This is a genomic window from Thauera sp. WH-1 (assembly GCF_047806685.1).
Classification (GTDB): Bacteria; Pseudomonadota; Gammaproteobacteria; order Burkholderiales; family Rhodocyclaceae; genus Thauera.
In genome coordinates, this window is sequence record NZ_JBLQGP010000042.1 from 1 (window position 1) to 13,635 (window position 13,635).

The window sequence follows — 13,635 nt, forward strand, 5'->3', positions numbered from 1 at the left end:
GCGCGCGAGATCCTGGTCGAGATGGGCCGGCGCGGCATGGTCGGCGGCCAGGAGGACATGATCGAGGACACGGCGCTCAATCTGGCCAAGGCCAAGGGCCTTGCGGCCTGAGCTCACGCAAGCCCGCCTGAACGGGTGCCCTCACAGGCGCCCGTTGCCGCGACCCATTTTGCGAAACACCGCGGCGTGACCCCGGGGTCACGCCGCGCTCAACGAGGAGGAGGCAGCATGCCCCTGGCAGAAATCACCATGATGGAAGGCCGTACCGAGGACCAGAAACGCGCCGTGATCGCAAAGGTCACCCAGGCGCTGGTGGAAGCCGTCGGCGCGCCGGTCGAGACGGTCCGCGTCGTCATCCGCGAAGTGCCCAAGACCAACTGGGGCATCGGCGGTGTGTCGGCGAAGGACCTCGGGCGCTGAGCTGACGCGTCCACTGTGTATTCGCGAGCGGCCCGCAGAGGCCGCCGTATCGAGAACAGCACTCGCTGTAAAAAAACCACAATCATCGAGGAGTTTGGAGCATGAAGCTGAACAAGCTGTGGGCGGCGCTCGCCCTCGCGAGCCTGGCAGTCGGTGGCGCACACGCCAAGGAAGGCGGCGACCAGTACCCGAACGGGGCCGAGACCTGGCTGGCGGGGGCGCTACCGCCCCCGGGCAACTACTTCCTTAACTATTTCGGCTACTACAGCGGCGACCTGGTCGACGGCAGTGGCAAGACGGTGCCGGGTGCCGGGGTTGATGCCTGGTTCAACGCCTTCCGTTTCGTGCAGATCACGGAGCACAAGGTATTCGGCGGCAACTGGGGCTGGCACGTGATCGTGCCGCTGGTGCATCAGGACGTGGCGCTCGGGCAAGGCTCGAAGTCCCAGTTCGGCCTCGGCGACATCACCGTCAATCCCTTCGTCCTGTCGTGGCACGCCAAGAACTGGCACTGGGCGGCGGCGCTCGACATCAACCTGCCGGTGGGCGCCTACAAGGAAGGCGACCCGCGCCAGAGCATCGGCGCCAACTACTGGAGCGTGGAGCCGATCTTCGCCGTCACCTATTTGGGCGATACCGGCTGGGAGGTCTCCGCCAAGTTCATGTACAACATCAAGTCCTCCAACAAGGACTTCCGCCCGGCGCTGGGCGCGCCCAAGATGAAGTACGAGTCGGGCGACGAGTTCCACATGGACTATCTCGTCGGCAAGCGCTTCGGGCCTTGGGGCGTCGGCCTGTCGGGCTACTACCTGAAGCAGACGACCAATGACAAGCTCGACGGCCAGACGATCTCCTCCGCACTCGGCCCCTGGTCGGACGGTCGCAAGGGCGAAGTCTTCGCCATCGGCCCCACAGTGAGCTACACCACCAAGGGCGGCGTGCATTTCACTGGCCAGTGGAGCCGCGAGACCAGCGCCGAGAACCGCTTCGAGGGCGACAAGTTCATCCTCAAGCTGATCATGCCGCTGTAAGGCTTGCTTCCTGAGCTGCGTTCTGCCGGCTACGACGAAAACCCCGGTGCGCCCGACAGGGCAGCCGGGGTTTCTCGTTGACACGATGAATCCGGCGAGTCCGCAAGGCCGCGCATAAGCTGAGCGAAGAAGCGTCTGGATTTATTTGATGAAAATCTCGAGATTTTTGCGTTAGAGTGCACCTGCACCGGGGGATGAAGCGCAACCTGCCTTCATCCAACCGCTAGATCAGGAGAGCCGCCACCATGAATGCACCCGCCCAGGCCACGTCCGACCAGGCCACCCCCGCCCGTGTCACCCGCATCGCCCGCCGCCGCGCCCGCCCGGGGCACGAGACCGAGTACGAAGTCATGCTGCGCGAGATGCTCGCCAAGATGCGGGCGCACAAGGGCTTTCTGGGCGGCGACCTGATTCCGCCCGAGGCGCCGGGCGACGAGTATCAGCTGGTGGTGCGCTTCGCCTCCGAGGCGGAGCTGCAGGCCTGGGACATGAGCGCCGCACGCCTCGAGCTGCTCGAGCGCATGAAGGCGGTGGCCGAGGGCGAGCCCGAGTTCCGCAAGCTGAGCGGCCTGGAGGCCTGGTTCGAGCCCGCGGTGGTGCCGGCGAGCATGCACCCGCCGCGCGCCAGGATGGCGTTCGTGACCTGGATGGGCATCTTCCCGGTGGTGTCCCTCTACCTGTGGCTGGTCTCACTGTGGCCGGGATTCGTGGATCTGCCTTTCCTGCCGCGCACCGCGGCGTTCACCGCGCTGATCGTCGCCACCATGACCTGGGTGGTGATGCCGCGCCTGACCCGTCTGATGCGTGGCTGGCTGAACCCCGCGCCCAAGGCCTGATCAGCCGGCGGCCACCCGTGCCTCACGGCAGTGGGTGGCCGCGCCTCACTCCGCCGGGTCGATCCCGAAGCTGAGGCTGCCCACGCCCTCGATCCGGCCTTCGAGCAGGTCGCCCGCTTGTACCGGTCCCACACCTTCGGGTGTGCCGGTGTAGATCAGGTCGCCGGGCCGCAGGTGGTAGTAGGTCGACAGGTCGGCAATGATCTCCGGGATGGTCCAGATCATGTCGGCCAGATCGCCCTGCTGGCGTACCTCACCATTGAGTCGGAGGCTGATTTCGCCGCGCTCCAGCACCCGGCCCTGGGCGGGTACGATTTCGCTGGCCACCGCGCCCGACTCGACGTTCTTCGCCACATCCCAGGGGTTGCCCTTTGCCTTGGCGGCGGCCTGCAGGTCGCGCCGGGTCATGTCCAGGCCGCAGGCGTAGCCGTAGATCAGCTTTGCGGCCTGCTCGGGCGGAACGCGGAAACCGTCCTCGCCGAGAGCGACGACCAACTCCATCTCGTGGTGGTAGTCCCGCGTTTCGGGCGGGTAGGGCGCGCTGCTGCCGGACTCGGCGAGCATCGCGGCGAACTTGGTGAAATACACCGGGCGCATTGTCGCCTTGTCCACCGAGGTACCCATCTCGCGCGCGTGCGCCTGATAGTTGCGGCCGACGAAGAACAGCCGGTTGACGGGAAAGCGTGCGCTGGTGCCGCGCACCGGCAGCGAGACGGGGGCGGGGGGCGCCCATAGGTAGTTCAGGTCCGGCATGATGGCTCTCGGTTGCGGTGAAGGCGCGCAGTCTACAACGTCGGCGCATGCGCGCGGCCCCGGAGGGGCGGGGGCGCCTCGGCTATAATGCGATGTTTTCCGGCGCTGCCAAGGCGTTGGTGTCCGTCCTCCCGACCTGCCCCTGAGAAACATGACCTCGATCCTCAAGCTGCGTGGCGCTGCGGCGCTGTCCTCTTCCCGTCTGGAACGTCTGTCCCGCGCCGTCGGCGAGGTCCTCCCCAAGCTCAACGATCTGGCGGCCGAGCACTGGTACTTTGTGGAGCTGACAGAGGCACTGAGCCCCCAGGAGCATGAGCGCCTGGTCGACCTGCTCGATGCCCATCCGGCCAGCAAGGATGTGCCCGCCGGCCTGCTGCGCCTGGTGGTGCCGCGCCTGGGCACGATCTCGCCGTGGTCGTCCAAGGCCACCGACATCGCCCACCAGTGCGGCTTCGACAAGATCGTGCGCATCGAGCGCGGCATCGGCTACACGATCGAGGCGCGTGGGGTGGAGGGCAATGCCGCGCTGCTCGGCCTGCTGCACGACCGCATGACCGAGTCGGTGCTGAGCAGCATCGACGAAGCGGAAGCCTTGTTCCACCACTACGAGCCGCAGCCGCTCACCACCGTCGACATCCTCGCCGGTGGCCGTGCCGCACTCGAGCAGGCCAATGGCGAACTCGGTCTGGCGCTGTCCGAGGACGAGATCGACTACCTCGTCGAGAACTTCACTCGCATGGGGCGCAACCCGACCGACGTCGAGCTGATGATGTTCGCCCAGGCCAACTCCGAGCACTGCCGGCACAAGATCTTCAACGCCGACTGGGTGATCGACGCGCGGCCGATGGACAAGTCCCTGTTCGGCATGATCAAGGACACCCACAAGGCCCACCCCGAGGGCACGGTGGTGGCCTATTCGGACAACGCCTCGGTGATCGAGGGCGCCCGCATCGCCCGCCTGTACCCGGATGCCGACGGTGCCTTCCGCTACCACGACGAGGACACCCACATCCTCGCCAAGGTCGAGACCCACAACCACCCAACCGCGATCTCGCCCTTCCCAGGCGCGGCCACCGGCGCCGGCGGCGAGATCCGCGACGAGGGCGCGACCGGCCGCGGCTCGCGCCCCAAGGCGGGTCTTGCCGGCTTCACGGTGTCCAACCTCAACATCCCCGGCTTCGGCCAGCCCTGGGAGACACCCAACGGCCGGCCCTACGGCAAGCCCGAGCGCATCGCCTCCGCGCTCGACATCATGATCGAAGGCCCGATCGGCGCCGCTGCCTTCAACAACGAGTTCGGTCGTCCCAACCTCGCCGGCTACTTCCGCACCTTCGAGCAGGCGGTGCAGGGCGAGGTGCGCGGCTACCACAAGCCGATCATGATCGCTGGCGGCCTGGGCAGCATCCAGGCCCAGCAGGCCGAGAAGCCCACCTTCCCGCCGGGCACGCTGCTGATCCAACTCGGCGGCCCGGGCATGTTGATCGGCCTCGGTGGTGGCGCGGCCTCGTCGATGGCGACCGGCACCAACACCGCCGACCTCGACTTTGCCTCGGTGCAGCGCGGCAACCCCGAGATCCAGCGCCGCTGCCAGGAAGTCATCGACGCCTGCTGGCAGCAGGGCGACAAGAACCCGATCATCGCCATCCACGACGTCGGCGCCGGCGGCCTGTCGAACGCGATGCCCGAACTGGCCGACCACGCTGGCCTGGGCGCGCACTTCGAACTGCGCGAGGTGCACATCGAGGAGCCGGGCATGAGCCCGCGCGAGATCTGGTCGAACGAATCGCAGGAGCGTTACGTGCTGGCGATCGCGCCCGAGAGCCTGCCGCTGTTCCAGGCCTTCTGCGAGCGCGAGCGCTGCCCCTTCGCGGTGCTCGGCACGGCGACTGCCGACGGCCACCTCACCGTGTCCGACCGCCACTTCGGCAACAAGCCGGTGGACATGGACATGAAAGTGCTGCTCGGCAAGCCGCCGAAGATGACGCGCAACGTCTCGCGCCGCGCGGTCCATCTGCCGCCCTTCGACACCACCGACTTCGAGCTCAAGGAAGCCGGGATGCGCGTGCTGCGCATGCCGGCGGTGGCCAGCAAGAGCTTCCTGATCACCATCGGCGACCGCTCGGTGGGCGGCCTGACTGCGCGCGACCAGTTCGTCGGCCCCTGGCAGGTGCCGGTGGCTGACGTCGCGGTCACGGCGATGAGCTTCCAGGGCTATCGCGGCGAAGCCTTCGCCATGGGCGAGCGCACGCCGCTGGCTTGCGTCGACGCAGCGGCCTCGGGCCGCATGGCGATCGGCGAGGCGATTACCAACATCGCCGCCGCCGACATCGCCAGGCTGGGCGACGTCAAGCTCTCCGCCAACTGGATGGCTGCGGCCGGCCATCGCGGCGAGGACGCCAAGCTCTTCGACACCGTGCAGGCGGTGTCCGAGTTCTGCATCGCCGCCGGGGTGTCGATCCCGGTCGGCAAGGATTCGCTGTCGATGCGCACCGCCTGGCGTGATGGCGAGGAGGACAGGCAGGTCGTCGCCCCGCTGTCGCTGATCGCCACCGCCTTCGCCCCGGTGCAGGACATCCGCAACACCCTCACGCCCCAGCTGCAGCTGCCCGAAGGCGTCGAGACCGAGCTGCTGCTGATCGACCTCGGCAACGGCAAGAACCGCCTCGGCGGCTCGGTGTTCGCCCAGGCCTACAATTCGGTCGGTGAGCATGCGCCCGATGTCGACCCCATCCAGCTCAAGGCCTTCTTCCAAACCATCCAGCAGTTGCGCCGTGACGGCCTGTTGCTGGCCTACCACGACCGCTCGGACGGCGGCCTGTTCGCCACCGTGTGCGAGATGGCCTTTGCCGCCAGGTGCGGGCTGTCGCTGATCCTCGACACCGTGTGCTACGACCCCTACATGATGGATGTCGATGGCCTCGAGAAGAAACCCGACACCCTCAAGGGTCGCTTCGCCGACCGCCTGTTTGCCGGCCTGTTCGCCGAGGAACTGGGCGCCGTCGTGCAGATCCGCCGCGAGGAGCGCGCGCGTGTCACCGAACAATTGCGCGCCGCCGGCCTGGCCTACCACTTCATCGGCGAGCCCAACACCCAGGACCAGATCCGCCTGCGCCGCAACGCCAAGCTGGTTTTCGAGGGCAGCCGCGTCGAGCTGCTGCAGGCCTGGTCCGAGACCAGCTACCGAATCGCGAAGCTGCGTGACGATCCCGAATGCGTGCAGCAGGAATTCGACGCGCTGGCAGATGCCACCGACCCCGGCCTGTCGGTGGCGCTGTCCTTCGACGTCCGTGAGGACGTCGCCGCGCCCTTCATCGCCAGCGGCGCGCGGCCCAAGGTGGTGGTGCTGCGCGAGCAGGGGGTGAACTCCCAGTTCGAGATGGCGGCCGCCTTCGAGCGCGCGGGCTTCACGCCGGTGGATGTGCACATGTCCGACCTGCAGGCCGGCCGCATCGACCTTGCCGACTTCCACGGCCTGGCCGCCTGCGGCGGCTTCTCCTATGGCGACGTGCTCGGCGCCGGGCAGGGCTGGGCCAAGTCCATCCTGTTCAACGCCCGCCTGCGCGACGAGTTCGAGGCCTTCTTCCGCCGCCGCGACACCTTCGCGCTCGGCGTGTGCAACGGCTGCCAGATGATGGCGCACCTGGCGCCGATCATCCCCGGCGCCGAGGCCTGGCCGACCTTCCACCGCAACCGCAGCGAGCAGTTCGAGGCGCGCTTCGTGATGGTCGAGGTCACCGACAACCCGTCCATCCTGCTGCAGGGCATGGCCGGCAGCCGCATGCCGATCGTGGTCAGCCACGGGGAGGGGCAGGCGGTGTTCCGTCACGAGGCCGACCGGGGCAAGGCCTTGCTCGCGTTGCGCTACATCGACAACCACGGCAATCCGGCACAGGCCTACCCTGCCAATCCCAATGGTTCGCCGGGCGGTGTGACCGGTTTCACCACCGCGGATGGGCGCTTCACGATCATGATGCCGCACCCGGAGCGCACGGCGCGGACGCTGCAGATGTCGTGGGCCCCGCAGTGGCTGGTGAAGGACAGCCCGGACGCCTCGCCCTGGCTGCGCATGTTCCGCAACGCGCGCCACTGGCTGGGCTGAACTCGCCTCGGGGCCGATCGAGCGGCGTGCCTGTTTCAGGCAGCGGAAGGGCAGGACCGACTAAGGTTTTCTTTCTTGGTGCCGTTAAGCTCGTTCCTGGGGCATCGTTTGTGAGCGAGTTCGATATGGGAGGGCAGGCTTGAAGCGCCGGTTACCGACGCGTGATGTCAAGATCGGCATGTTCGTCGCCGACATCGATCGCCCGTGGATCCAGACGCCCTTCATGATGCAGGGCTTTCTGGTGGAGAACGTCGACCAGGTGCGGGCGCTCCAGCAGTACTGCCGAGAAGTCGTAATCGACCATGCGCTCTCCGTCGGCGAGTATCACAGCAGGAAGGTCGTCGAGCGCGACGCCCCCCTGCTTGGACTCGATGGTGTTCCAAAGCAGCATCCCAGCGATGTCGAGTCGCGTGTCGAGGCAACACGCTTCCTCAAGGTGGCGCGCAGCTTCAAGGGCAAGATCCACACCAGGCGGCTTCCACATGTCCCTCGGGTGCGTGTCGAGGATGGCCGCAGCCGACTCGAGTCGGAACTGCTTTACCTGGCCCCGATCGTCGATGACGTCTACCGCGCGCTGCGCGAGACACGCGTCGCGATCGACAACGACAGCCCCCTCGATGTCGAGCGCCTGGACGGACTGGTGGGCGAGATGGCGTCCGGGGTCGAGCGCAACCCCGATGCGCTGATGTGGCTGAGCCGCCTCAAACGCACCGACCAATACACCTACGACCATGCGGTGAATGTTTCGGTGCATGCGATGGTCTTCGCGCGTTTCGTGGGCCTCAGCGGTAAGCAGGTGCGTCAGCTCGGCCTGGCCGGCCTGCTCCAGGACATCGGCAAGATCCAGATCGACTACGCGATCCTGAGCAAGGCGGGTCCGCTCGACGAGCACGAGTTTGAGCACGTCAAGGCGCACGTCCGCAACACCTTAAAGCTGCTCAAGGCGCGCGAGGATTTCGACTCCGAGGTGCTCGGCATCATCGCTGCGCATCACGAGCGCTACGATGGTACGGGCTACCCGCGCGGCCTCGAGGGATTGCTGATCCCGCTGCCGGCGGAGATGTCCGGCATCGTCGACACCTACTGCGCGATGACGCGCGAGCGCGTCTATCGCGGCGCGGTGTCGAGCCAGACGGCGATGGAGACGCTCAACCAGCTTCGCAACACCCAGTTCCGCGACACGCTGGTCGACCAGTTCCTGCAGTGCATCGGTTTGTACCCGATCGGCACCCTGGTCGAACTCAACAGCGGCGAGGTCGGCGTCGTGATCCAGCAGAACCAGGTGCGTCGCCTGCAGCCGCGCGTGCTGGTCCTGCTCGGCCCCGACAAGACGCTCGAGCGTTTTCCGCGCACGCTAGACCTGCTGATGCGGCCCGAGACGCCGGCCGGCGAGCCCTACCGCATCGTCCAGGCCTTGCCGCCGAACGCCTACGGCATCGACCCGGACGACTTTTACCTGGCCTGATCATGGAATCACGCACGCCGCCCGGCTTTCTTGCCGCCCTGTCCGAGCTCTCGGCATCGATGCGGAGCGCGGGCGAGGCGGGCAGTGTGGGCGTGATCTCCCTGGTCGTGTTGCCCGACCCGGCGGTGCTTCGCCTGCCGCTCGAGCATGCGCGCAAGTTCGAGCGCGAGATCGACGCGCGGCTGCGGGCGCGGTTACGCGCACAGGACAGCCTGTTCCCCATCGACGGCAGCGAGTGGCTGGTCGTCCTGCCACGCCTGTCGAGCGCGGCGGTGCTCACCCTGGGCATGCTCAGGCTCGAGCAGGCCTTCATCGATACGCCCGTTCAGCTCGATGGCATGGCCTTGCAGGCCCAGGTGGTGTGCGGGGCAGCCATCTCGCCGGATCATGGCCAGGACGCCTTTCATCTGCTGCAGTCGGCGCGCATCGCGTGCCTTGCGGCGCGCCGGGGCGCTTCGGGTAGCCTGATCTACGAGTCAGGCATGGAGCACAGCTCGTCGGGTGTGGCCCTGCTCGAGCGCGACCTGCGGGCGGCGTTCTCGGGCGGTAACGAGCTCGAGCTTCATCTTCAGCCCAAGGTGCATGTGCCAAGCGGGGAGTGCCGCAGCGCGGAGGCGCTGCTGCGCTGGCGCGACAGTCGCGGCGAATGGGTGCCACCGCCGGTCGTCGTCAGCCTTATCGGCCGACTCGGGCTGCGTCATCGTTTCAACCGCTGGCTGTTCCAGCGTGCAGCGCAGACCCTGCACACGCTGCGGCTCGAGGGGCTCGAGGTCCACATGTCGATCAACCTGTCGGCAACCGACCTCTACGACGTCGAGGTGCCCGACCTGATCGAGCAGGCGCTGATGACCTGGGGCGTGCGGGCGTCGTCGCTGTGCCTGGAGATCACCGAGACCAGCATGCTCGACGACACCGAAGGCGATGGCGTGGCCGATGTGCTCAAGCGCCTGCGCCTGCTGGGCGTCAGTCTGTCGATCGACGACTTCGGCACCGGCTTCTCCGGCATGAGCCGGCTCAAACGCCTGTCGGTGCAGGAAGTCAAGATCGACCGCAGCTTCATCGTCGACCTGGTGTCGTCGGCGCGCGATCGGGAGATTGCCGCCTCCATCATCGAGCTCTCGCACCGTCTCGGCGTGCACGTCACGGCAGAGGGGGTCGAGCACGAGCAGACTGCGCAGATGCTGGCCGCCATGGGCTGCGATTACATCCAGGGCTTCCTCTACTCGCGCGCGCTGGCCCTGCCGGACTTCATCGCCTGGGCCCGCGCCAGGGCCGGCATCGCCGCTTAGGCACGACCGTCGCCTCACGGCGCCTGCGACGATTCGCCGCAGGCCAGCCCCGCTGCCTGCTGGAGCTGACGGGAATCAATTCTGCTGCAGTTCCTGTCGTTATAATTGCCTGCGTCATCGAGCTCGTCCCGGATCCATCGACGCGTCATGCAGCGCTTTCATCAACGTTTCCTCACCTGGGTCGCGCTTTTCGCGATGTTGATGAGTGCGCTCGCGCCGACCATCAGCCGGGCGATGGGGCCGGACCAAGTGGGGCGCTACCTGATCGAGGTCTGTTCGGCCGAGGGCACGGGCTGGGTGGCGGTCGATGCGGCCGAGTTTGCCGTGCACGGGGGCCAGGGGGCGCCCGGCAGTGGCGACGGGGATGAGCTGCCGTCGTTCTCGCATTGCCCCTATTGCTGCGCTCATGCGGGTGCGGCACTGCTTCCGATGGCTGCTCGCGCTGGGCTTGCCGCGCCCCCGGCGAGCAGGCTGCTTCCTTCGCTTTTCCTGCACGCACCGCGTCCGCTCTTCGCCTGGTCGCCGTCGCACCCGCGTGCACCGCCGGCGCAGGCTTGACGTCCGGGCTCCTGCCGACCTCGCAGCGAGGCTGCGTCCGGCGCAGGGGCCGGCAGAGCCCCGCCGATCCGGCCCTAGCCGATCGTCCCGCCTGAACCGTGCGTGACCATTCCAGGAGAAGTCCCCCATGAAAAAACTTGCCATCGCCACCCTGTTCGCCCTCAGCTCCCTGCATGCGACCGCCGAGGTTACCGTCAGCGAGGCCTGGGTGCGGGCGACCGTGCCGCAGCAGAGGGCCACCGGCGCCTTCATGCAGCTCAAGTCAGACGCCGACGCGCGTCTCGTGTCGGCCGATTCGCCGGTGGCCGGTGTCGTCGAGATCCATGAGATGGTCATGGACAAGGACGTCATGAAGATGAGCCGGATCGAGGCGCTCGAGTTGCCGGCTGGCCAGGCCGTGGAGCTCAAGCCCGGCGGCTACCACGTCATGCTGATGGACCTGAAGGCGCAGGTGAAGGAGGGCGACCAGGTGCCGCTTACCATCGTCATCGAGAACAAGGATGGCAGCCAGCAGTCCATCGAACTCGTTGCGCCGGCACGTCCGCTCAACGCGCCGATGAAGATGCAGCACGGCAAGCACTGATCCCGCAGCTGAGCGCGGTGGTCGCGCCGGCCTGAGCTTCAGGTCGCGCGGCTTGTCACGCGCGTAGGACCTCCCCGTACAAGAAGCCAGCATCCAGGCGCCCAGCGGCGCCCGGAGGGTGCCGCTCGCGCCCGCACGGCATGCGATCCGGCAGGGGCTGGCCCCATCATCGAGAACACCGACATGCACAAGAATTTCCGCCGTCTGCCGCTTGCAGTGGCTATCTCCCTCGCGCTGCCCGCGCTCGCCCTCGCTCAGGAGACGACCCTGGGCAGGATCGTGGTCACGGGTTCCGCGACCGCAGCCAGCCCGACCGAGGTTGCGCCTGGAACGGTACAGGCATTGCGACCCGCGACCAGCGACACCGCTTCACTCTTGCGTGACGTGCCCGGCGTCAGCACCTACGGCGCAGGCGGCATGTCCAGCCTGCCGGTCATCCGCGGCCTCGCCGACGATCGCATTCGCATCAAGGTCGATGGCATGGACCTCATCGCCACCTGTCCCAATCACATGAACCCCGCGCTCTCGTATCTCGATCCGGCCAACGTCGGCCTGCTCGAGGTCTATCCCGGGGTGTCGCCGGTGAGTGTGGGCGGCGACAGCATCGCCGGCACCATCGTGGCCGAGAGCAAGGCGCCCGTGTTTGCGAAGGCGGGCCAGGGCGTCGTCAAGACGGGCGAGCTCGGCGCCTTCTACCGCAGCAATGGAGATGCCGTCGGCGGCAGCTTTGCAGCCACGCTCGCCAACGAGGCATTCAGCGTCAGCTACGTCGGTTCGATCGCCGAAAGCGACAACTACGAGGCCGCCAGGAACTTCAAGACCAGCCGCGAAACCGGCCGGATCGGGCACGCGCTGCCGCTCGACGAGGTCGGCTCCAGTGCCTACAAGAGCCGCAATCACGACCTGGGATTTGCGTTCAAGGGTGGCGATCACCTGCTCGAGGCCAAGATCGGCTTGCAGGATCTGCCCTATCAGCTCTATCCCAACCAGCGCATGGACATGCTCGAGAACGAGCAGTTGCGCCTGAACCTGCGCTACACCGGGGCCTTCGACTGGGGCGCGCTGGAGATGCGCGCCTACCGCGAGAAGGTGGATCACTTCATGGACTTCGGGGCGGACAAGCGCTTCATCTACACGAAGATCGGCGAGCCGCCCCGCTCGGAGTGCACTCAGGCTCAACAGGCGGCCGGTATCTGCGCGTCAGGCATGCCCATGTACTCCGAGAGCAGGAATACCGGCCTGGTGCTGAAGGCGGACCTCGGCCTGTCGGAGACCGACCTGCTGCGGCTCGGCGCCGAGCTTCAGCGCTACACCCTCGATGACTGGTGGCCGCCTTCGGGCCTCGGCATGTCGCCGGAGACCTTCTGGAACGTCAGGGACGGCGAGCGCAATCGTGCGGGGATCTTCGCCGAGTGGGAAAAGCAGGTGTCGGCGCAATGGACCACCCTTGCCGGCATCCGCTACGAGCGGGTGAAGACCAACGCCGGCGAGGTGCAGGGCTATGACCCGACGACCGATGCCAAGCACATGAACTCGATGCAGAAATCCGAGGCCGACGCCTTCAATCGCCTCGACCGCAAGCGCACCGACGACAACGTCGACCTGAGCCTGCTGGCGCGCTACACCCACGACGAGAACCTGGATGTCGAATTCGGCCTGGCCCGCAAGCTGCGCTCGCCAAACCTTTACGAGCGCTACACCTGGTCGTCGTGGTCGATGGCGGCGCTGATGAACAACTTCGTCGGCGATGGAAACGGCTATGTCGGCAAGGTTGGCCTGAAGCCCGAGAAAGCGCATACCGTCTCGGCGACTTTCGACTGGCATGCTGCGGATCGCAACTGGGAATTCAAGGCGACGCCTTATCTCACCTACGTCTCGGACTACATCGACGCGATTCCCTCGCCGCTGAGCTACCGCAGCTACACGCCCGGCAGCTTCAACGTGTTGCAGTTCGAGAACCAGTCCGCGCGTCTCTACGGCATCGAACTGTCGGGTCGCATGCCGCTGGCGAGCACGGAATTCGGCGAGCTCGGCCTGCGTGGCCAGATCAACTACACGCGCGGCAAGAACCGGGATAGCGGGGACGATCTCTACAACATCATGCCGCTCAACGTGAAGCTGGCGCTCACGCACAAGCAGGGTGGCTGGGATAACGGCGTCGAGTTCGAAGGCGTGAAGGCCAAGAGCAAGGTGTCGGATGTACGCAGCGAGCTCCAGACCCCGGGCTACGCCTTGACGCACCTGCGTACGAGCTATTCGTGGAAGTCCCTGCGCGTCGACTTCGGGATCGAGAACCTGTTCGACAAGTTCTATTACCTGCCGCTGGGCGGCGCCTATCTTGGCCAGGGCACGACGATGCGGCTGCCGGCCAATGGTGGCGCGCCCTACGGCATCGCGGTGCCAGGGGCGGGGCGCTCTGTTTACGCCGGCATCAACTACAAGTTCTGATCCGCTCGTCAGACGACAAAAAACCCGGCGCCGCCGTGATGGCGATGCCGGGTTCTCTTGTCTGCGCGCTGGCGATTACTTCTTGCGCATCGGCGGCAGGTCGGTGCAGCTGCCGTGCGCCACTTCGGCCGCCATGCCCACCGTCTCGCCCAG

10 protein-coding genes and 1 pseudogene are annotated in these 13,635 nt (G+C 66.8%); 10 read left to right on the forward strand and 1 reads right to left on the reverse strand.

Features of this window, described 5'->3' with window-relative positions; genetic code table 11:
• The 4 genes and pseudogenes from ACMV5O_RS20705 to ACMV5O_RS20720 form a co-directional block, all read left to right on the forward strand.
• Positions 1–111 (forward strand): annotated as a pseudogene (locus ACMV5O_RS20705) (4-hydroxy-2-oxovalerate aldolase); the annotation flags it as partial.
• Between the two features lie 117 nt (positions 112–228).
• Positions 229–420 carry a 2-hydroxymuconate tautomerase gene (locus ACMV5O_RS20710; protein WP_416165215.1) on the forward strand — a complete coding sequence of 64 codons (192 nt, stop codon included), beginning with the start codon at positions 229–231 and terminating at the stop codon, positions 418–420.
• A 101-nt stretch (positions 421–521) separates the two neighbouring features.
• The gene (locus ACMV5O_RS20715; protein ID WP_416165216.1) at positions 522–1,451 is read left to right on the forward strand and encodes a transporter; all 930 of its coding nucleotides are present in this window, start codon (positions 522–524) and stop codon (positions 1,449–1,451) included.
• 245 nt (positions 1,452–1,696) lie between these two features.
• A complete protein-coding gene (locus tag ACMV5O_RS20720) occupies positions 1,697–2,287 on the forward strand; it encodes an antibiotic biosynthesis monooxygenase (RefSeq protein ID WP_416165217.1) in 591 nt (196 codons plus the stop codon).
• Between the two features lie 45 nt (positions 2,288–2,332).
• Here the strand turns inward: ACMV5O_RS20720 and ACMV5O_RS20725 are convergent, their stop codons facing one another.
• A complete protein-coding gene (locus ACMV5O_RS20725; protein WP_416165218.1) occupies positions 2,333–3,040 on the reverse strand; it encodes a fumarylacetoacetate hydrolase family protein in 708 nt (235 codons plus the stop codon).
• Between the two features lie 151 nt (positions 3,041–3,191).
• Here ACMV5O_RS20725 and purL point away from each other — a divergent pair, with 151 nt between their 5' ends.
• The 6 genes from purL (at position 3,192) to ACMV5O_RS20755 (ending at position 13,482) form a co-directional block, all read left to right on the forward strand.
• Complete coding sequence (purL, locus tag ACMV5O_RS20730; protein WP_416165219.1) at positions 3,192–7,139, forward strand: phosphoribosylformylglycinamidine synthase; 3,948 nt, start codon at positions 3,192–3,194, stop codon at positions 7,137–7,139.
• 139 nt (positions 7,140–7,278) lie between these two features.
• Complete coding sequence (locus tag ACMV5O_RS20735) at positions 7,279–8,604, forward strand: HD-GYP domain-containing protein (protein ID WP_416165220.1); 1,326 nt, start codon at positions 7,279–7,281, stop codon at positions 8,602–8,604.
• Positions 8,605–8,606: 2 nt separating this feature from the next.
• Complete coding sequence (locus ACMV5O_RS20740; protein ID WP_416165221.1) at positions 8,607–9,893, forward strand: EAL domain-containing protein; 1,287 nt, start codon at positions 8,607–8,609, stop codon at positions 9,891–9,893.
• Between the two features lie 147 nt (positions 9,894–10,040).
• A complete protein-coding gene (locus tag ACMV5O_RS20745; RefSeq protein ID WP_416165222.1) occupies positions 10,041–10,451 on the forward strand; it encodes a DUF2946 domain-containing protein in 411 nt (136 codons plus the stop codon).
• A 127-nt stretch (positions 10,452–10,578) separates the two neighbouring features.
• Positions 10,579–11,034, forward strand: coding sequence for a copper chaperone PCu(A)C (locus ACMV5O_RS20750; protein WP_416165223.1), 456 nt, complete (start codon positions 10,579–10,581; stop codon positions 11,032–11,034).
• A 183-nt stretch (positions 11,035–11,217) separates the two neighbouring features.
• Complete coding sequence (locus tag ACMV5O_RS20755) at positions 11,218–13,482, forward strand: TonB-dependent receptor (RefSeq protein ID WP_416165224.1); 2,265 nt, start codon at positions 11,218–11,220, stop codon at positions 13,480–13,482.
• Positions 13,483–13,635: the final 153 nt, after the last annotated feature.